This window comes from Chlorogloeopsis sp. ULAP02 (genome assembly GCF_038404745.2).
Taxonomy (GTDB): domain Bacteria; phylum Cyanobacteriota; class Cyanobacteriia; order Cyanobacteriales; family Nostocaceae; genus Chlorogloeopsis.
The window spans coordinates 87,494-108,424 of the sequence record NZ_JAYKTT020000068.1; the positions used below are offsets into that span (position 1 = coordinate 87,494).

The following is a 20,931-nucleotide window of genomic DNA, read 5'->3' on the forward strand; positions in this document are numbered from 1 at the left end:
TGAATGAATATAATTTTGTAAATATGCTGTATCTATATCATCACTATAAAAATTCATGGTTATTCAAAATAAATTTTATAAATTTGGCATAGTAGAAGATACTATGATTTTAAGTTAAATGATTCGTTTTTCTAAATCAACTTTGTTGACTATACATAGCTGGAGTGCTACTGGAGCTAAATCTTGCTAGCTTTATTAAAAATTATTTCAAGCTTAAAGTAAGTAGTTCTAAGTATTTTTTAAGAAATTTTGATTCTATTTTTATTTAAGGTTTTATTGATAATGCTGATTATTTAATTCTGTTAATGGATTTCATCTAAAATATTACTGTTCTACACGAAATCTTTAAAAGAATGCGTCAGCAAAGGTACGTAATTATAGTATTCTAGTTTAATAATGTATAAATTTATTATCAGCACTTCTACAGTAATGCCAGCCTCTGGCAAGTTCCCTTCTTAAACTATTAACTAAGTCTTAGGGAAGATTTTTTAGAAGTTGTGCGTATTCTGGTAGCAGCGACCTGTTTCATTGTATAGTAACCAATCTACTGAACCATACACAAACATCTGAGGTTTAGCAGTACTGGAAACTATAATACTCTGAACAATAGGTAAACAAATCTTTGGAGTTTGACATAACAAGAGAAGTTATGCAAGATACATTAAAACTTGATGAAGTAGTTGAATTTGCTGAAAATCCTGAGCCACGTTGCCCTTGTGTGCTGCTACTCGATACATCCGGTTCAATGCAAGGAATACCAATTAATGCATTGAATGAAGGGTTACTGAGTTTTAAGGATGAATTGATTAAAAATTCCTTGGCATCTAGGAGGGTTGAGGTAGCTATAGTTACCTTTGATAGTCATGTCAATGTTGTACAAGACTTTGTGACAGCAGATCAATTTAATCCGCCCATATTGACTGCTCAAGGATTGACTAATATGGGTTCTGGAATCCATAAAGCCTTAGATATGATTCAAGAGCGCAAAGCTCAGTATCGCAGTAACGGCATTGCTTACTATCGTCCTTGGGTGTTTATGATTACTGATGGAGAACCGCAAGGCGAGTCAGATAACATCATAGACCAAGCTACGAAACGTTTGCAGGTAGATGAAGCTAACAAAAAAGTGGCTTTTTTTACAGTAGGTGTAGAAAATGCCAATATGACACGGTTAAGTAATATTGCTGTCCGTACTCCATTAAAGCTAAATGGATTAAATTTTGTAGAGTTGTTTGTCTGGCTATCTGCGAGTATGTCAGCGGTTTCCCATTCAAAAGTAGACGAACAAGTGGCGCTACCTCCAATTGGTTGGGGTTCTGTTTAATTGAGATTTCCTGCTTACACTCACACAGCTGTCGGAAATGGCTTTATGAAAACTTCAATTAAAATACCTCAATGGCGGGTAGTAGCCGCATCAGTATGCGGTACAAGTCACATAAAAAATAAGCAGCTGTGTCAGGATGCTCACCATTTTTTAATATTGCCAGATAATGTTTTGGTGGTGGCAGCAGCGGATGGTGCTGGATCTGCCATTTTAGGTAAGGTTGGGGCGATGGTTGCGACAGAAACCGCAGTCGAAACTATATCTCAAAAAGAAATTCATCGGGCCGCGCTTGAAGATGATGCTGTGGTGCGATCGCTTTTAATGGAGTCCATATTAGCCGCCAAAACCGCCGTGGAAGAAGAGGCTATTGCCTGTAACAGAAAACCACACGATTTGGCAAGCACATTAATTGTTGTAGTTGCCACACCAGAACTTGTGGCAGTTGTACAAATCGGAGATGGTGTGGCAGTAGCGAAAGATAGTATAGGCAATCTCAGCGCACTTACCACTCCTGACAACGGTGAATACATGAATGAAACCACTTTTTTGGTTTCACCCGGTGCGATAGAAAGAGCACAAGTAAAAATATCGCGCCAATCCGTAGTTAATCTCAGTGTTATTACTGATGGACTTCAATGGTTAGCGATGAACATGACTGTCAGTGCTCCTCACAAACCTTTCTTTCTTCCTTTGTTTGACTTTGTTGCTAACGCCGACGACAAGATTGTGGCGAAAGAGCAACTAGTGAAATTTTTGCGTTCAGAGCGAATCGCGCAAAGGACAGACGATGATTTGACCCTGATCGTAGCAGCGCTAACTCATTAACCGACAATCGCAAGACTACTTCTCAAAGCCTTCAAGAGTTTTGTCAACCTACCCCAACTATTTATCAAGATCAACATCATTATGCAGGTACTACGTTATCTTCCTAACCAAACATTAATTCCTCTCAATCTCACTGTCAGTTTAGGGCGTGGTGGTGAAGCCTGTATTTATACAGTGCCAACAGATACCGGCTTAGTGGCTAAAGTTTATCACAAGCCCTCAGAGCAACAAGCTCGCAAACTTGAGGTGATGCTCTCTCACCCACCAGAAAACCCAACAGCTAGCTTAGGACACATTTCGATTGCTTGGCCTGTAGAGTTGTTACGAGCAAAAGATAGTAGCAACAGTATTATTGGTTTTCTAATGCCGCGCATTCGGGGAATGCGCCCGATCATCGATTTCTACAATCCCAGAACTCGTCGAGAGCATTGTCCTTTATTTAGCTATCAATATTTGCTCCGTACCGCTCGCAACTTAGCAGCGGCTTTTGCAGCTTTGCACGCCAGTGGATACTGTGTTGGTGATGTGAATGAGTCAAATATTCTTGTCAGTGATACAGCTTTGGTGACAGTTGTAGACACAGACTCATTCCAAGTCAGCGATCCAGACAACGATTTCGTTTACCGTTGTCCTGTTGGCAAACCAGAATTTACTCCGCCAGAACTACAAAATAAAACTTTTGCTCACTGCGATCGCGCTGTTCCCCATGACTTATTTGGTTTAGCAGTACTAATATTCCAACTATTGATGGAAGGTACGCATCCATTTTCTGGTATTTACACAGGCGCAGGTGAACCACCTCCTTACGAAGCTCGCATAGCAAGTGGTCATTTCACTTACAGTAAGAATCATTCTGTACCCTATATTCCTACTCCAATCGCACCTGCCTGGAAAATTCTGCATCCCAGTTTGCAGGATCTGTTTGTGCGTTGTTTTGAAGAAGGACACAACAATCCCTTACTGCGTCCTAGTGCGCAAACTTGGGCTTTAGCTTTGGCAGAAGCTGAAGAAGCCTTAATGAACTGTGAAGCTAACCCCCAACATCGCTACAGCAACCATTTACAATCTTGCCCTTGGTGTGAACGCGCTTTAAGATTGGGAGGACGCGATCCTTTTCCCTCACCAGCTGCGATCGCTGCTAGAGAACATCTCAAACCCCGCCCACAATCAAGAAAGCGCTATTCCCAAAATCGGCGTGTTCCACAGCCAGTTATTCCATTGCAACAAATTCATCGTTACAGCTCATTTGCTCATCACAACGTTCCTTATTACAAACCTGCCAGAAAGCCCAAATTTTATCCAATTATCCTTGGCTTGCTTGGATTGGGTACATTAGGATATTTAGACTTAGTAGTTAAATTTACCAGTCGCCCCTATCTAACTCAAAATTCCTACTCTCAACAAACATTGATTTCTCCTAATACCAATAATGCCAATCGTAGAAATTTTACGTTTGCAGAGTACTACAAGCAAGGGTATGCCTCTTACAAAGTCAAAGACTACGATCAAGCGATCGCAAACTTTTCTCTGGCAATACAACAAGCTCCCACATACGCCAAAGCTTACATAAATAGAGGCAATGCGCACTATAATCTTAAAGATTATGAGGCTGCAATTGCAGATTATAACCAAGCAATTCAAACTAACCCCAAAGAAGTCAAAGCTTATGTTAATCGGGGTAATGCTCGCTATATGATTGCTGAATCTAGTAGCGATCCTGAAAAATATTACAACCTAGCAATTAGTGACTTTAATAGTGCTTTACGCTTTAATGAAAAGGAAGTAGAAGCATATATCAGAAGGGGCATTTCTCACGCTCAAATTGCCAAATATACAGGCGATTCCCAACTAAATTATCAAAAAGCAATAGCTGATTTTAATCAAGCGATCGCTATTAATTCATCAAGGGCAGAAGCCTATTTCCAACGCGGACTTGTCCGCTATCAAACTGCTCAATATGGTAGTGACTTTGAAAAAGAATATAACCAAGCAATTGCAGACTTTGACCAAGCTTTACTTCTGAATTCACGATTAGCAAAAGTTTATCTTAAACGAGGGATGGTTCGCTATGAACTTGCTCAGTATGGAGGCAGTGAATCTAGTCTTAATAAAAATAAAGCAATAAATGATTTGCAAACTGCTGCCAAAATTTCCCTTGAGCAAGAAGATGTGGATAATTATCAACAAGCCCTCAGTAGTATTTGCGTAGTTCTCGAAAATAAGTGTGAATCAGTCTTCCAAAACACTAATTTTTTAGATTAGAACAAGTAAAAAAGCAAATAGCAAATCATAATATTGGCATTGGTAGCTAGCTTATCCTAATTTAGGAAGAGTGAAATCACTCAAAACATTTAAAAACCTAGCTAGCTACTTTGTTATGTATTTGTTTTACTGAAAAATTAAAGCTTACTATTTTTAAGCTTTTTAATCTTTTCACAGTCAAAGAAAGTTTTTTTACTCAGGCTTCATAAAAATTAGCAGAAATACGCTTAAATTATATACTTGAGAAATTTAGCAATCAATAAATTGCTTGATTTTAAGTGTATAAGCAGTCAAACAATCATTAATACTTATAACAATCCGAGGCAATTGCATGAAAGCAGTGATTTTGGCTGGTGGGTTAGGCACACGCCTAAGTGAAGAAACTAGTATCAGACCAAAACCTATGGTTGAAATTGGCGGTAAGCCAATTCTATGGCATATTATGAAGATTTATTCTGCCCACGGTATTAATGACTTCATCATTTGCTGCGGTTATAAGGGTTACATCATCAAGGAGTATTTTGCCAACTACTTCTTGCATATGTCAGATGTGACCTTTGATATGCGGTTTAACCAAATGAGTGTACACTCAGGTTATGCTGAACCTTGGCGTGTCACTTTGGTAGATACAGGTGACAATACCATGACTGGTGGTAGATTAAAAAGAGTCAAAGAACATATCGGAAACGAGACTTTCTGCTTCACCTACGGTGATGGTGTATGTAATGTTGATATTACAGAACTAATTAAATTTCATCAAGAACAAAAGACTTTAGGAACACTCACTGCTGTTCAACCCCCAGGACGTTTTGGCGCAATTATATTAGGACAAGAGCAAACTACAATCACCAGCTTCCATGAAAAACCAGAAGGAGATGGTGCTTGGATTAATGGTGGTTATTTTGTCTTAGAACCTGAGGTAATCAACCTTATCTCAGATGATTCTTGTGTTTGGGAAAAAGAACCCTTAGAAAAACTTGCGGAAATGCAACAGCTATCTGCTTTTAAACATAATGGTTTCTGGCAACCAATGGATACATTAAGGGATAAAAATTATTTAGAGGAGCTATGGAAGAGTGGTAAGGCTCCTTGGAAGGCATGGTAGGCTATAAATCTAGTTAAAGAGTTATTAGTGATGAAATAAATTGACTATTAACTCCTGATTATTCATCACTCAAATTTCATTTATTGTTGTGGAAGGGCCTTTTTACCAATGTACGATTTTGCAATTATAGGTGGAGGAATTGTAGGTCTTTCCACCGGTATGGCTTTAGGTAAACGCTATCCCCATGCCCGGATTTTAGTACTAGAGAAAGAGAGTAAATGGGCATTCCATCAAACTGGCAATAATAGCGGTGTAATTCACTCTGGTATTTACTACAAACCAGGAAGTTTTAAAGCTAAGTTTTGCCGTAACGGTTGCCATTCAATGGTAGAGTTCTGCAAAGAACACGGAATTGATTATGAAGTTTGCGGTAAGGTAATTGTTGCCACTGAAGAAGAAGAATTGCCACGTCTAGAGAACCTATACAAGCGTGGCTTAGAGAATGGTATAGAAATTAAGAGAATTAGCCCTGAAGAAGTTAAAGAAATCGAGCCTCACGTCAGGTGTGTAGGTGGGATTCATGTACTTTCAACAGGTATTGTAAATTATAAGCAAGTTTGCGAAAAATATGCTCAAATAATTGCACAGCAAGGGGGTGAACTGCGACTCAATACCAAGGTTGAAAAGATTGTTAGCAGTAATAACACTCAGGTACTAGAAACAAGTAATGGCACTTTTGAAGCTCGTTTTGTGATCAATTGTGCTGGATTGCACAGCGATCGCATTGCCAAGTTAGGCAAAGTCGATCCGCAAGCAAAAATAGTTCCTTTCCGAGGAGAATATTACGAGCTCACCCCAGAAAAGCGCTATTTAGTAAAAGGCTTAATTTACCCCGTTCCTAATCCAGAATTTCCCTTTTTAGGGGTGCATTTTACCCGCATGATTGATGGTAGCGTTCATGCCGGGCCAAATGCAGTTCTTAGCCTCAAGCGAGAAGGATATAAAAAAACAGACTTTGACTTGCGTGATTTTGCTGAAGTCATGACTTATGCAGGGTTTTGGAAACTGGCAGCAAAACACGCTGATGAAGGAATTAAGGAAATTATTCGTTCCTTTAGTAAAGTAGCTTTTACAAGAAGTTTACAAAAACTGATTCCCGAAGTCCAAGCAGAAGACTTAGTTCCTACCCATGCCGGAGTTCGCGCCCAAGCATTAATGAATGATGGTAAGTTAGTAGACGACTTTTTGATTATTCATGGGCAAAATTCCGTTCATGTGTGCAATGCTCCTTCCCCAGCAGCGACTTCTTCTATTGAAATTGGTAAAGCAATCATTGCACAAATTCCTGAGCAACAGCATTTAGAAACTGCACTAGTTTAAAGTCCGTAGTTACTTGTAATTCTCAGCGCGAACAATTCGCAGAAGTTAACAGGTACCTGAATTATCCTGAAAGAAATTAAATTCAACCAATCAACAACAAGGATTTTTTAATGAAAGTACTAGTAACTGGAACAGAAGGATATCTCGGCTCCTTATTAGCTCCTTTGTTGCTTCAAAAGGGACATGAAGTTATAGGTGTAGATACAGGTTATTACAAAGTTGGTTGGTTATATAACGGTACTGAGTTAACAGCCAAAACATTAAACAAAGATATCCGTCACATAACTACTGAAGATTTGCAAGGTGTTGAAGCAATCGTTCATATGGCGGAACTCTCCAACGATCCGACTGGACAACTCGCACCTCATATTACCTACGATATTAACCACAAGGGTTCAGTTCGCCTTGCAAAACTAGCAAAAGAAGCAGGTGTGCGTCGCTTCGTTTATATGTCTTCGTGCAGTGTTTATGGCGTTGCTACCGACGGAGACGTTACCGAGGAATCACCTGTCAATCCCCAAACAGCTTACGCAGAATGCAAAACTTTGGTAGAGCGAGATGTTAAACCACTAGCTGATGATGATTTCTCCCCTACCTTTTTGCGAAATGCCACAGCCTTTGGTGCTTCTCCCAGGATGCGCTTTGATATTGTTTTAAATAACTTGGCAGGGTTGGCATGGACTACTAAAGAAATTAAGATGATCAGTGATGGTACACCCTGGCGTCCTCTAGTACACGCATTGGATATTTCCAAAGCGATCGCCTGCACCCTTGAAGCACCCCGCGACATCGTTCATAACCAAATCTTCAACGTTGGTGATACCGCTAACAATTACCGAGTCAAAGAAATTGCAGAAATTATTGCAGACACATTTCCTGGATGTAAACTCAGCTTTGGTGAGCAAGGTTCAGATAATCGCAGCTATCGTGTTTCTTTTGAGAAAATCAACACCAAACTTCCTGGTTTTAAATGTGATTGGAATGCTGAACAGGGTGCAAAGCAGTTATTTGACTTATTCAACCTCATTGATATGACAGAGGACACCTTCTTCTCTAGAGGTTTCACTCGGTTAAAACAGCTAGAGTACTTAATTCGTACCCAACAAATTGACCAAGATTTCTTTTGGGCGAAGAAGTAGTAGAATTTCTTGATTGGTAGTAACAAACCTTCAAAGTTTCCGAATCAAGCATAGTTGATTCGGAATTATCTATATGTGAAATCATCGATTTGCTTGAGGAAATCTGATGTTATTTACCTAATTTAATTTTGCTTATTACTTTGAATGTAATTGAAATTGAAGTAACCAATGACGCAATTACAAAGTACAAAAACAACTTTCCCACAGATACAACCACATCCCGTATGAACAAATTATTAACAATCGCTATCCCTACTTATAACCGTGCTGAATTACTTGATCGCCAGCTAATGTGGCTTTCACAAGCTATCAAAGGCTTTGAGTCAGAATGTGAAATTATTATCTCTGATAATTGTTCTACAGATCATACACAGGAAATCATTGAAAAATGGTTAAAGAGACTTGGTTATATCCAAATCAAAGTAAATAGAAATAGCAAGAATATAGGTGTAATCAAAAATATTATCTACTGTATCAATGAAGCTACAGGTAAATATGTATGGACAGTTGGTGATGACGATCCTATTCAGGATAGAACTATTGCTTATGTATCAAATAATCTCAAAGAATATCCAGAATTATCTTTATTAATTCTCAATTTTTCTTGTCGTTATGAACCAACTGGTCAAATAATTTATGAACGCTGCTTTGATATTAAACATGAAGAAGTTTGCGTTGATGGCAAAGCAGTATTTCAACGTTGCTTGCAGGAAAATCACTCCGGTGTAGGTTTTATGACTGCTCAGATATATCGAACAGCATTGGCCCAGTCTGCTGTAAAAAAATGTTTATCCGGCTTGGATAATATGGAATTACAAGTATACTGGACAGCTTTTTGTGCTGCTCATGGTAGTGTAAAAGTCACGAAAGATACATATGTAGAAAGCCTTTTTGGGCTGAGTTATTGGATGCGTGAACCAAAAGTTTTATTGAAGATGCAATATATAGATTTACCCAAACTTTATGTAAAATTGATGGAAATAGGATATTCTCCAGAATTTTGCAGCAGATTGGTCTTGCAGCATTTTATCAAAAATAATTGGAGAGTTTTCTTCGGTGCGTTGAAAAGATGGCCCTTACTGGCAATCTCCACAATAATTCCTTATCTGAGTTTAGTATGTAAATCAGCTTTCAGAATTATTATTCCACGTAAGCAAATAGAAGCAATTCCAGAAAGTATTGTATTGGGAAATTAGCTAAGTCTTATTTACACCTATTATTTATAATTAATTAATGTGATAGGTGAATCGTAAATATTTTTCACAGGTGATTTTCTCCATAATTTTACGAGGTCTAAATTAATCTATGATTTTTACCAAAACTGAACTTAAAGACGCATACATTATTGATTTGGAAGAAAAGCACGATCACCGTGGTTTTTTTGCCCGTACCTTCTGCGCTCAAGAATTTGAGGCTCATGGTTTAAAGCCAACCGTTGCTCAGTGTAACCTGTCTTTTAACCACAAAAAAGGAACTCTGCGGGGAATGCATTATCAAATACCTCCAGCAGCAGAAACGAAAGTAATTCGCTGCATTCAAGGTGCCATTTACGATGTAATTATTGATATGCGTCCTGAGTCGCCTACTTTTCTACAACACATCGGTGTAGAACTAACAGCAGAAAATCGTCGCGCTCTGTATGTACCAGAAATGTTTGCCCACGGTTATCAAGCACTCACCGATGGAGCTGAAGTTTTATACCAAGTTGGTGAATTTTACACACCAGGGTATGAAAGAGGTTTGCGCTATGATGATCCATTTTTTAATATTGAATGGCCTCTAGAAGTTACGGAAATTTCTGAAAAAGATAGAACTTGGCCTTTGATGACAATGATGACTGTTGGTAGTGCATCTTCTTAACGAGGATAAAAATTCTCGAACATCAAGTACTCAGCTAACACTATGAAATCTTAGTCTTAACACAAGAATAATCAGATTTTTGACTGAGCTTTGCTAAAGTGAGGCAATTTTAGGTTTAAATAAATTTAAATCTCACTCATAATCATCGCACTAGTTTTTTGTGTGAGTGCAACTAATTATATCCTCCTGATACTTATTGTCAGATTTTCTAAGAAGTATTGGGAGGGATATTTACATGAAAAATCGTAAACAAAATTAAGGAGTGTTCAATTGTAGGAAAGGAATCAAAAAGTCACTGAATCATAATTGCCAATGTGTTTATTGTGTAGCTTGAAGTATACAGTGAGCTAATCATGAAAATATTATATCTAGCACACATCACACAAGAAGCAAACTTATCTAACTCTATCGAAAAATATTGTGGAAAAAACCATGTATACCACAGTTATTTTCCTAAACTACAATTTTTGAGTTTTGCTATCGTATACAGCTAGTAATTCAGTTAACAAAGGAGTTTAAGTGATGATTATCGTTGATACTGCTCTAGCTGCCCGCGCTGAAGCAGGCAACCCCATTAAGGTTGGTATGATTGGTGCCGGTTTTATGGGACGAGGAATTGCCAATCAAATTATCAATTCTGTTCCCGGTATGGAGCTAGTTGCCATCTCTAACCGTAATCTCGATGCAGCTAAAAGAGCTTATTCAGAAGCAGGTATTGAGGAATTTAAAATCGCCTCCACTGTCACTGAATTAGAAGATGCGATCGCCCACGGTAACTACGCAGTTACCGAAGATGCGCTTAGTTTATGCCGGGCTGAGGGCATCGATGCTTTAATTGAAGTGACTGGCGCAGTTGAGTTTGGCGCACATATAATCATGGAAGCGATCGCCAATCGCAAGCACGTGATCATGATGAATGCTGAACTTGACGGCACTATCGGCCCAATCCTAAAAGTGTATGCCGATAAGGCAGGCGTCATCCTCTCCGCCTGCGACGGCGATCAACCAGGGGTACAAATGAACCTCTACCGTTTTGTCAAAAGCATTGGTCTAACTCCCTTACTGTGTGGTAACATCAAAGGGCTGCAGGATCCATACCGAAATCCAACTACCCAGGAAGCATTTGCTAAACGTTGGGGACAGAAGCCCCACATGGTCACCAGCTTCGCCGATGGCACAAAAATTTCCTTTGAACAGGCGATCGTTGCTAACGCCACAGGAATGAAAGTTGCCAAGCGTGGAATGTTAGGATACGACTTCAACGGCCATGTCGATGAAATGACTAATATGTATGACGTTGAACAACTCAAAGAATTGGGTGGAATCGTTGATTACGTCGTTGGAGCCAAACCAGGGCCAGGAGTTTTTGTATTTGCCAGCCACGATGATCCCAAGCAACGTCATTACCTCAACCTCTACAAGTTGGGTGAAGGCCCCCTGTATAGCTTCTACACTCCTTACCACCTTTGTCACTTTGAAGTGCCAATGTCTGTTGCACGAGCAGTTCTTTTCAAAGATTACGTCTTAAGTCCTTTAGGTGCTCCCCTTGTTGATGTTGTCACTACTGCCAAAATTGACTTGAAAGCAGGTGAGACTTTAGATGGCATAGGCTACTATATGACCTACGGACAGTGTGAAAACTCTGACATAGCTCAAGAACAAAATCTCCTGCCTATAGGTTTAGCTGAAGGATGTCGTCTAAAGCGAGATATTCCTAAGGATGGGGTTTTAACCTATGATGACGTAGAACTACCCCAAGACAGACTTTGTGACAAACTCAGATCTGAGCAAAACGCTTATTTCACTTCGCCTAAAACCTTAGCAGCAGTTAAGTAAGCTTTTCAGTTCATATCTGGTGCCAATCTCAGTAGAGTGAAAGTATAGCTTAAAAAGTTTTTAGCTAAGGACTAAAATTGGTGAAAGTTAACACTTTGACTCAATAATTTTAAAACTGATTCAACCAGGCGTGAAATTTCGCGTCTGGTCATAATCGGTTGACATTGAATAGCTTGAGAATGGTGTAATCAATCAGGTTGTGCAAAGCACATAAAAATTTAATTTAGGCAATCTTTAGAGTGGGAGTGCTCGTCGGCAACAGTCAATGGCAATTGAGTAATCTAGTTCTCCACAAAACTTTCATTATTCATGTCATTGAGGTGTGTATGCAAATTAACGTTATCAGTGGTGTCAAAAGTACTGTCGCTGTTTTGGCAGGCAAAATCCAAGCTCGGATGCAAAGACGAATGATGGTATCGCTCAAGCCAGAACAGCGTGCCATAGGTAACGTGCTGATCTCATATATTGTTGAACCGTTTCTCTTAAAAGTAGATGAATCTCTTCCTGTTTCCCACACTCACTACTGGGAGTGCTTGCAAATAGCAAAAACTTTTTTAGAAATGGGCTATTGCGTGGATGTGATCCGTTGCGACAATGATGTTTTTATCCCACAAAAAGACTACGTATTTTTCATTGAAACCCGTTGGAATTTACAAAGAAGCACTCCACACCTAAACAAAGATTGCATTAAAATATTCCATGCAGATACAGCGCATCTTTTGTTTCACAATGCTGCTGAAGCCAATAGACTTCTGGCACTACAACAGCGACGTGGCATTACTCTCAAACCTCGTAGGTACGAACCACCCAACCAAGCCATTGAACATGCTGATTGTGCTATAGTTCTGGGTAATAAGTTTACTCTTAATACTTACAAATATGCTCAAAAACCACTTTATCCAATTCCTATCACTACACCAGTAGTCTATCCGTGGCCGGAAAATAAAAACTTTGATGCCTGTCGTAAGCATTTTGTGTGGTTCAGCAGTGGTGGTTTGGTTCACAAAGGGTTAGATCTGCTTTTAGATGTGTTTTCGCAAATGTCGGACTATCATCTGACTATCTGTGGTCCAGTTGACAAAGAAGAAGATTTTGTCCAAGCTTTTTATAAAGAGCTGTATCAAACACCGAATATTCATACTGTAGGTTGGATAGATATTACCAGTCATCGATTTCGAGAAATTACAAATAGTTGCATAGGACTAGTTTATCCTTCTTGTTCTGAAGGGCAATCTGGTGCAGTGGTAACTTGTCTGCATGCAGGTTTAATTCCAATTCTCAGTTATGAATCTGGCGTAGATGTGCATAATTTTGGTGTGATTTTACAGGAGTGTTCCATTACAGAAATTAAGGAGGCAATTATTAGAATTTCTTGTTTGTCTATTGCGCAACTTAAACTAATGGCACAACAGTCATGGGAATATGCTAGAGCACATCATACCAAAGAGAAATTTCGTACAACTTATCTACAGACAATTAATACTATCCAAGAAAATCACAATATCGAAACAACATTACCAGTCTTAAATACTAGGCTAATACATAAAAATTGAAGTAGTTAGGGATAAGTAATGCCTACCAAGAGCAAAATACTTTACTTGTTGGTAGGTCTTAAGTTTTATCTAAAGATTTATCCAAATTGAGAATATTGTTGTTGAGAGAGCAGGAGAATACCGTGTTACTATGATTAATAACCTGAGTATAGAAAATTTACAAAATTTTTCTTAGCATCCTAAATATTAAATTAGTGACAAAAATTATAGGTAATAGTCAAACAAGATACATAATTTTTTCTAGATGCAACAATCGCTTTTACTCAAACCTTAATTGCCAGTCTCTCTTCTATATGTTGTAAAATTTGCAACGACTACATAAATGAGTATATTTATATTATTTAACTAGTTAATATTTAAAAAATATTATTTTCAGGTATAAATACATAGTTGAGATTTTATTTCACTCCAAAGAAGGATTTTCGGGATTCATAAGCAGATATATCTAAAGTTTTATTCCTGTTATCCTTCATAGCAAAACTATTTATTTGCTGTAGATAAAACTTTTAGATTATTTTTACCAAAAAATCAAAAATACAATATATTACTGTGCTTGTTCTCAGTTAATATCCCTATATATCGTCATCTCGTCACACTGCTTAGATTAATCATTAATAAATTCATAGAGCCTATTTAAAGTTTTTATGAATCGGAAGATGTAAGACTAAACCTTCTGCCTCTATTCACTGAGAATTTGTAAATGAAGAGCATAAAAACACTCATCAAAAAACCACTGAGACCAATTATCAATAAGCTACCACCCAAGTTAACTAATAACTTGCCTATCGGCTTGCCAGTAAAGTCTCTTCAATGGTCAATTGGTATCTACAGAGGAAATTCATTATTGGATTTATCTTCTGCAAGTCTGCAAAAAAATCCTGTTCTTACTCGCCAAGATGTATCAGATGTGCGGGCAGGTTTTGTTGCTGATCCCTTTATGCTGCAAGTAAAGCAGACTTGGTATATGTTTTTTGAAGTTTTCAATAGTCAGACATGCAAAGGAGAAATTGGACTGGCAATTAGTCAAAATACTGTGGATTGGCAGTATCGACAAATCGTTTTGGCAGAGCCATATCACCTATCTTATCCGTATGTTTTTCAATGGATGAATGAATATTACATGATTCCAGAGACTTACCAAGCTAACTCTGTAAAATTGTATAAGGCATCCAAATTTCCTACTCAATGGAATTTTGTAGGAAATATTCTGAATGGCTCAGTGTTTTTGGACGCATCTGTTTTTCGCTACGCGGACAAATGGTGGTTATTCACTGAGACTAACCCAGAACATAAATGGGATACCCTCCGTCTTTATTATGCCGATGATTTACTTGGTTGTTGGATCGAACATCCAAATAGTCCAATAGTTAACGGCAATGCCCATATTGCTAGACCAGCCGGTAGAGTTCTAGTTATGAAAGATAGCATTATTCGACATACCCAAGATTGCGATCCCGAATACGGGATTCAAGTACGAGCCTTTGAAATCGATGATTTGTCACCAACAACGTATCGTGAACGAGAAATAAGCCCAAAACCTATCTTAGAACCGAGTAATACTGGATGGAATGGTTCTGGTATGCACCATATCGATCCTCATCTCATGGAGGATGGACAGTGGATAGCCTGTATAGATGGTCGAGTTAGACTCTAAACAGAAGTTTCCTCGAACTTATATCGAGTGCGATCGCTGCCTGTGAGCACAACAGTAAATCTTCATCAAGAATTTACAAAACTAGCATGACTTACAGCAATTTTTCTTGAAAAAATTCGGGTTTGTTCTGCCAACACATTGTATCTAAAGAACAATAACAAATCACTTAGGTCGGTGTAGTGTCAAAGCTAAATTAGCTTTTGTATAAACTAAATTAATAAGGAATAATTTTATGAAAATAGCCTTAGTACATGATTACTTAACTCAACGAGGGGGCGCAGAAAGAGTTTTTGAATTACTTTGCAAGCGCTACCCTCAGGCCGACATCTACACCTCTGTTTACGACCCTCAAAAAACAATTGACTTGGGTGAACGCATAGTTAAAACAACTTTCTTACAGAATATTCCCGGTGCAGCAAAATATTTCCGTCTGATGGCCCCGTTTTATTTCCCCGCCTTTCGCGCACTGGATCTGCAAGCGTACGATTTGATTATTAGTAGCAGTACTAGTTTTGCTAAAGCTGTGCAAAAAAATCCCAGAGCAAAACACATTTGCTTTTGCCACAATATTACTCGTTTTTTATGGGATACAGAAACTTATTTACGTGAGTATGGAGACTATCGATATTTTGCTCCTTTAATTGAACAAGTGTTCCAAGTTATGAGAAAGATAGACCTCCTATACGCACAGGAACCAGACCTTTACATAGCAAATTCTAGTATTGTCGCCGATCGTATTCAAAAAACTTATGGCAAAAAAGCGATCGTTATTAACTATCCCATTGATACTACTAAGTTCATTTTTTCTGATCTCAAAGAAGATTTTTATCTTGCCTCTGCTCGGATGATCAGCTATAAACGGCTTGATATAATAGTTGAAGCTTTTAACTGGCTCGGATGGCGATTATTAATATCAGGAGACGGGCCTGAACGAGAACGGTTGCAATCCAAAGCCTTAGACAATATAAAATTTTTAGGACACGTTACAGATGTACAACGTACTCAGTTATTTGCCAAAGCCAAGTCTATCATAATAGCGGCTCTAGAAGACTATGGATTAGTTCCGGTAGAAGCAAATGCCAGTGGAACGCCAGTGATTGCCTATGGAGCAGGAGGAGTATTAGATACTCAAATACCTGGTAAAACTGGGGTACTTTTTAAAAGGCAAACACCCGAATCCCTGCAAGCTGCACTACTAGAAGGCAATAATATCTGTTGGGATTATAAAAATATCCGCAGTCATGCAGTAGCAAATTTTTCTGAACAGGCTTTCTTTAGTAAAGTTGAGCAAGTAATTGACCAAGCTTGTAACTTAAATAGATCACTCGTTTGATTTGTTAGCTGAGGGATAGTAAACGTGAATCAATCCAGTCTAAGCCTCCAAGTAAATCCAGTAACTGAGACAGAACCGGGTTATGGGCAACTATTTGCGATCTTAATCCGTAGATTACCCTGGTTTTTAGTAGTATTTATTGCTTCTATTGCTATTGCAGGAGCTATAACAAAAAGAACACCACCCACTTACAAAAGCTCAATGCAGCTTCTAGTAGAGCCAAATTATCAAGGCAAACAAGAAGGAACAGCAGGGGAAAATAAGTTCACCGATACAAATGTAGAAATAGACACAGCCACTCAACTCAGCTTGATGCAGAGTTCCAAACTCATCCAAAAAGCTGTTGACAAATTGAAACCAGAGTATCCAGACATAACTGTAGATGAAATTAAAGGGGCTTTAGTCTTAAATCAATTAAGAACGGGAGAAGAAAATCTTCCCACTAAAATTTTTCAAGTAGATTATACAGCTCAAGACCCAGATAAAACAGAAAGAATTCTACAAGCAATACAAAAAGTTTATTTGGAATACAATAGAGCGCAGCAGGACGAACGTTTAAGGGGAGGTCTTAGAGTTGTTAGAGAACAGATCAAAAAGGTAAGTGAAGAAGTTACAAATGCCGAAGCTAACTTACAACGCTTTCGCCGAACTCAGAATTTAATTAATCCAGAGTCACAAGCAAAAGTTTTAGAAGATAATTTGAATGGTATTCTGCAAGAGCGACGCACAGCTCGTTCTCAATTTGAAGAGGCTAAAGCTCGTTATACATCTTTGCAACAACAACTGAATCGTACTCCTCAAAAAGCTTTGGTTGCTTCTCGTCTTAGTCAGTCTTCTCGCTATCAATCATTACTCAACGAAATTCAAAAAACAGAATTAGCTTTAGCACAGGAACGTTTACGTTTCACTGATGAAACTCCCCAAGTGCAAAAATTGCTAGAACAGCGTAAGGAGCAGATGGCACTACTACAACAAGAAGTAGGGCGCACTTTGGGAGGAGAGTCTGAAAATACTGATGTTTCAAAAGGAAATCTCCTTAACCAAGGACAGTTTGGTGAAATTGACCTCACTCTAGCAAGCCAATTAGTTGAAACTCAAACAAATTTATTGGCTTTGGCAGCTCGCGATCAAACTTTGGCACAAAAAGAACTGCAAGTACGGGACGAACTCAAAAGTTTCCCTGCTAAGTTGGCTGAGTACGGTCGTTTACAACCGCAAGTCCAGTTAAGCCGAGAAAGGTTACAGCAGCTGTTAAAGGCAGAACAAGAATTGCGACAGGAACTTGCTAAGGGAGGATTTAATTGGCAGGTAGTAGAAGAACCTCACAGAGGCTTTTTCGTTGGTCCTAATCTCCAGCAAAACCTTTTGTTAGGTGCAGTAGTTGGGTTAATGCTAGGAAGTGTTGTCGCTTTTATTCGTGAAGCTGCTGATGATTCTGTTCACACCACAGCTGAATTAGAAAAGCAAGCCGCCATCCCACTGTTAGGAACAACTCCTAAATTGCCTCCAGCTAGAGCTAGAGATTCAGTCTTCAAATTGCCTTTTGGAAAGCCTGAGGTTTTGGCTCCTTGGACAATTCAGGTACTACAATCACCGCCACGTTGGGAATCGATGGATCTGATTTATAAAAACATTGAACTTATAAACTCAGTTTCCACATACAAATCCTTAATGGTCACTTCTGCACTACCTGATGAAGGAAAATCTGCTTTAGCATTAGGTTTAGCAATGAGCGCTGCCCGTCTGCACAAACGGGTATTATTAATAGATGCTAATCTACGCGATCCTAATATACATAAACAGCTAAATCTTCCTAATGAACAAGGGCTTTCAACTCTATTAGCAAGTGATGTAACTCTGCCAAATCAGATTAATCTTCAATCTTCGGGTTCTTCATATATTGATATTTTGACAGCTGGTCCAACACCTGCTGATCCTGCTCATCTGCTTAGTTCCCCTCGAATGCAGGAATTGATGATAGCATTTGAAGAAAGCTATGATTTGGTAATCGTAGATGCATCTCCAGTCCTTGGCTTGGTAGATGCCTTACTTGCAGCATCAGCTTGTCGAAGTGTAGTTATGGCGGCAAGTATTGGCAGGGTAACTAAAAATCAGCTTGCACAAGCGACAGCTATGCTCAGTAAATTAAATTTAATTGGTGTTGTAGCAAACGGAGTATCAAATTCTGGCAGTACCTACGTACCTTATGCCAGACATCACTCTTTTGCATTGCAACAAGCTATTGAAGAGTAGCTAAAATATTACTGTGTAACCATTTAAATTTCATAACAATTTTATACTCTCAAGTTTCTCCATTTCCTATGCAAGGTTATTAAAGATTATCTTTGGAAAGATCTTGCAACTAAAGAAATGGAAAAACTTGGGTTAATCAGTTTGACACCTAAGTCAATGGTTGGGGTAGCAGGTATAATAATTAAATTAAGTAAGCAAATTTTAATAATATGCTTCCACATACCTAACTACCCTAAAAATCACAGTTAATTTCAAGTATTTCAGCTAGATTTTGCTTACTTGTTGGAATCATCTATTTAATACACTGAAAAAGAATTTGATTTAGCACAAACTAGCCTAAAAATAAATTATATAAATTCAGCCTTTATACCATATTTGGATATATGCCTTTGAGCACTAACTGCAATTTAATATAAATATTTAACAAACACCAATAACAAATCATAAAACCATCTATCCTGCCATTCATATAGTTAGTAGATATGAACAATTATATAGATGGGTAAAATTTGATAGTAAAAATAGCAATAATACTATTGTTAATTTTTCAAGCTAGACTGTGGCACCTGTATTGTTCTATCAATGAAATTACCTTAATAGTAGGGAAATCCACTTCATTTTAATAAATTGAAGTAAATGACTTCAAAATACTTCGTTGAGGGCAGAAACCAGGATAAAGTTTCTACTAGATTATGTCAATAACAACAGGTTATAAAGTCAATTAATATTAAAAGGATTATCGGTTAATTGATTGCTTGAGGGTAAACCGTCTACGTATACCATACAAAAAATAGGTTAAAAAACTAATTTAGCATAATAAAAATACTGCTCAAGTAAATTTGATAATGAATCGTTTTGTTGACAAGTGAGATATTTAGAACTTCGTAAATTATTCAAAATAATATTGAGAATTTTATACAATTTAGAAACTCATGGTTTTCATTTTTTGTCAATTAAATTTAAGTTGATATAGATGTGTTTGATTTTAATTGTTTTATTGCAAAATTATATCACTAGATTAAATTAACACCAGATAATTGATTGTGTTTTTGCTTTCTTGTGCATCTAAGTCATAATTAGTAAAAATTTTGTTAATCAATTCACTTAAGTAGTGTTAGAATCAACATCATGAGCTATAAGCTTTACTAATTATATCCTGCTATTAATTCATACTAACTTAACAATAGTCGAAGAAAGAGACAATTTGTTTAAAGAGTAAATAAAGAGTTTACTTAGTGCGCCGTTATTTCTACTGAGTCTTATATCCTAGATATTGAAACACATATTAAAAATTAACGCGCTCAATAAGTAATTTGATAGTTCAAAACTGAATAAATACTTTAGTGTCTGTGTGTCTTCATTTTCTCAATTAGAGTTTATTAAGGTACAAATTTATTCTTGACACCGACCCTATCATATTTTCTCTGCATAACTATTATCCGAGTTTGTTATTGCAAAAAAGCAAGATATAGATTGGGTTATTTAGTGTAACAGCTTTTGATATCAGTTCGGCGCGCTATCCTACTATTAAGTAACAATACGTATGCCTAACTCTATTCTTTCAACTTTAGACGATCGCTATACTGTAATTCAACAAAACCAGGATCATCGCTCCCCCTATTGTACGCTTCAGTGGCGACAAGGGCAGTTATTAGTGAGACCTCTTGGACAAGTCAAACAGCCATACTTACCTTCACTAGACCATAAACAACACTTAGTAGAATGTTTAAAGTATTCTTCAATCAAGCTCGTCCGCATCGATCCAAAGTTGGGTGAGGCAAAACTAAGGTTTTGGGCTGATGCATGCAAGCAAGCATCAAAGCCAATATACTTACGTATACCTACTAATGAAAAAGTACCACAATCAAAAGTTTTATTAAAGCGGCTAATAGATATTAGTGTTGCTTTGATGTTGCTGCTGATTATTAGTCCGGTTATGTTCGGATTGCAATTGCTGATGCGTTTTTACTCTCCAGGGCCAATTTTTGAACAAGAGTGGCATATTGGAGAGAGGGGTAGGCTGTTCAAAGTACTCAAGTTTCGCACAACTGTAGCTAACGACAAAACACAGATCGATTCAACAAGAAGTTATAAATCTAATGCAGGCGATCGCGAGGATGAACATCAATTTACATCTTTGGGACGCTTCATGCTTAGGTACGGACTGCATAACTTACCACTGTTGTTAAATGTAGTTCGGGGTGAAATGAGTTTGATTGGCCCCCGTTACTGGACATTAGCCGAGGCAGTACGTTTAAATTTAGAAGCTCAACGCCAGCTTAATAAATTACCTGGAATTACGGGTTTATGGCAAGAAGGTACAGAAACGAAGCTTTTACAACTAGACAGCCAAATTATGTGAGTGAATTTATTTAGGTAGCCGTGTCTACACACACCAGAAGGTCTGAAATTATTCTAGATTTCCGCCTTCTGCGTTTTTTAAAGTGAGTGGATTAATGTATTAATG

The 20,931-nt window shown here is 37.9% G+C and carries 14 protein-coding genes; all 14 read left to right on the forward strand.

The annotated features are described in order from the left end of the window. Positions 1 to 649: 649 nt before the first annotated feature. The 14 genes from U2718_RS23625 to hepC all read left to right on the forward strand — a co-directional run bounded on the left by U2718_RS23625 (position 650) and on the right by hepC (position 20,826). Positions 650 to 1,324 (forward strand): vWA domain-containing protein, encoded by a 675-nt coding sequence (locus U2718_RS23625; RefSeq protein ID WP_342002621.1) that lies wholly within the window; start codon positions 650 to 652, stop codon positions 1,322 to 1,324. Between the two features lie 45 nt (positions 1,325 to 1,369). After that, entirely contained in the window at positions 1,370 to 2,149 is a 780-nt protein-coding gene (locus tag U2718_RS23630; RefSeq protein ID WP_342002622.1) for a PP2C family serine/threonine-protein phosphatase, read from the forward strand. Between the two features lie 81 nt (positions 2,150 to 2,230). Continuing rightward, positions 2,231 to 4,411, forward strand: coding sequence for a tetratricopeptide repeat protein (locus tag U2718_RS23635; RefSeq protein ID WP_342002623.1), 2,181 nt, complete (start codon positions 2,231 to 2,233; stop codon positions 4,409 to 4,411). Positions 4,412 to 4,742: 331 nt separating this feature from the next. Further along, the gene (gene rfbF / locus U2718_RS23640; RefSeq protein ID WP_342002624.1) at positions 4,743 to 5,516 is read left to right on the forward strand and encodes a glucose-1-phosphate cytidylyltransferase; all 774 of its coding nucleotides are present in this window, start codon (positions 4,743 to 4,745) and stop codon (positions 5,514 to 5,516) included. A 108-nt stretch (positions 5,517 to 5,624) separates the two neighbouring features. Next, the gene (gene lhgO, locus U2718_RS23645) at positions 5,625 to 6,836 is read left to right on the forward strand and encodes an L-2-hydroxyglutarate oxidase (RefSeq protein WP_342002625.1); all 1,212 of its coding nucleotides are present in this window, start codon (positions 5,625 to 5,627) and stop codon (positions 6,834 to 6,836) included. Between the two features lie 110 nt (positions 6,837 to 6,946). Continuing rightward, entirely contained in the window at positions 6,947 to 7,975 is a 1,029-nt protein-coding gene (locus U2718_RS23650) for an SDR family oxidoreductase (RefSeq protein WP_342002626.1), read from the forward strand. A 224-nt stretch (positions 7,976 to 8,199) separates the two neighbouring features. Continuing rightward, complete coding sequence (locus tag U2718_RS23655) at positions 8,200 to 9,171, forward strand: glycosyltransferase family 2 protein (protein WP_342002647.1); 972 nt, start codon at positions 8,200 to 8,202, stop codon at positions 9,169 to 9,171. A 109-nt stretch (positions 9,172 to 9,280) separates the two neighbouring features. After that, positions 9,281 to 9,835 carry a dTDP-4-dehydrorhamnose 3,5-epimerase gene (gene rfbC / locus U2718_RS23660; RefSeq protein WP_342002627.1) on the forward strand — a complete coding sequence of 185 codons (555 nt, stop codon included), beginning with the start codon at positions 9,281 to 9,283 and terminating at the stop codon, positions 9,833 to 9,835. Between the two features lie 522 nt (positions 9,836 to 10,357). Further along, positions 10,358 to 11,671: an NAD(P)H-dependent oxidoreductase gene (locus U2718_RS23665; RefSeq protein WP_342002628.1), complete on the forward strand. Its 1,314-nt coding sequence runs from the start codon at positions 10,358 to 10,360 to the stop codon at positions 11,669 to 11,671. A 326-nt stretch (positions 11,672 to 11,997) separates the two neighbouring features. Then, a complete protein-coding gene (locus U2718_RS23670) occupies positions 11,998 to 13,224 on the forward strand; it encodes a glycosyltransferase (protein WP_342002629.1) in 1,227 nt (408 codons plus the stop codon). 700 nt (positions 13,225 to 13,924) lie between these two features. Further along, positions 13,925 to 14,878, forward strand: coding sequence for a hypothetical protein (locus U2718_RS23675; RefSeq protein WP_342002630.1), 954 nt, complete (start codon positions 13,925 to 13,927; stop codon positions 14,876 to 14,878). A gap of 232 nt (positions 14,879 to 15,110) precedes the next feature. Next, positions 15,111 to 16,211, forward strand: a complete 1,101-nt coding sequence (locus U2718_RS23680) for a glycosyltransferase (protein ID WP_342002631.1) — start codon at positions 15,111 to 15,113, stop codon at positions 16,209 to 16,211. A 24-nt stretch (positions 16,212 to 16,235) separates the two neighbouring features. Continuing rightward, positions 16,236 to 18,464 (forward strand): polysaccharide biosynthesis tyrosine autokinase, encoded by a 2,229-nt coding sequence (locus U2718_RS23685; RefSeq protein WP_342002632.1) that lies wholly within the window; start codon positions 16,236 to 16,238, stop codon positions 18,462 to 18,464. A gap of 1,543 nt (positions 18,465 to 20,007) precedes the next feature. Continuing rightward, the gene (hepC, locus tag U2718_RS23690) at positions 20,008 to 20,826 is read left to right on the forward strand and encodes a heterocyst development glycosyltransferase HepC (RefSeq protein ID WP_342002633.1); all 819 of its coding nucleotides are present in this window, start codon (positions 20,008 to 20,010) and stop codon (positions 20,824 to 20,826) included. The last annotated feature ends 105 nt before the right edge of the window (positions 20,827 to 20,931 follow it).

What these genes read in the sequence shown, in the direction of transcription:
- U2718_RS23675 (WP_342002630.1), top strand. Translation starts at nt 13,925, where the DNA reads ATGAAGAGCATAAAAACACTCATCAAAAAACCACTGAGACCAATTATC.
- rfbC (WP_342002627.1), top strand. Translation starts at nt 9,281, where the DNA reads ATGATTTTTACCAAAACTGAACTTAAAGACGCATACATTATTGATTTG.
- U2718_RS23650 (WP_342002626.1), top strand. Translation starts at nt 6,947, where the DNA reads ATGAAAGTACTAGTAACTGGAACAGAAGGATATCTCGGCTCCTTATTA.
- lhgO (WP_342002625.1), top strand. Translation starts at nt 5,625, where the DNA reads ATGTACGATTTTGCAATTATAGGTGGAGGAATTGTAGGTCTTTCCACC.
- U2718_RS23680 (WP_342002631.1), top strand. Translation starts at nt 15,111, where the DNA reads ATGAAAATAGCCTTAGTACATGATTACTTAACTCAACGAGGGGGCGCA.
- U2718_RS23655 (WP_342002647.1), top strand. Translation starts at nt 8,200, where the DNA reads ATGAACAAATTATTAACAATCGCTATCCCTACTTATAACCGTGCTGAA.
- U2718_RS23665 (WP_342002628.1), top strand. Translation starts at nt 10,358, where the DNA reads ATGATTATCGTTGATACTGCTCTAGCTGCCCGCGCTGAAGCAGGCAAC.
- hepC (WP_342002633.1), top strand. Translation starts at nt 20,008, where the DNA reads ATGCCTAACTCTATTCTTTCAACTTTAGACGATCGCTATACTGTAATT.
- rfbF (WP_342002624.1), top strand. Translation starts at nt 4,743, where the DNA reads ATGAAAGCAGTGATTTTGGCTGGTGGGTTAGGCACACGCCTAAGTGAA.
- U2718_RS23670 (WP_342002629.1), top strand. Translation starts at nt 11,998, where the DNA reads ATGCAAATTAACGTTATCAGTGGTGTCAAAAGTACTGTCGCTGTTTTG.
- U2718_RS23630 (WP_342002622.1), top strand. Translation starts at nt 1,370, where the DNA reads ATGAAAACTTCAATTAAAATACCTCAATGGCGGGTAGTAGCCGCATCA.
- U2718_RS23635 (WP_342002623.1), top strand. Translation starts at nt 2,231, where the DNA reads ATGCAGGTACTACGTTATCTTCCTAACCAAACATTAATTCCTCTCAAT.
- U2718_RS23625 (WP_342002621.1), top strand. Translation starts at nt 650, where the DNA reads ATGCAAGATACATTAAAACTTGATGAAGTAGTTGAATTTGCTGAAAAT.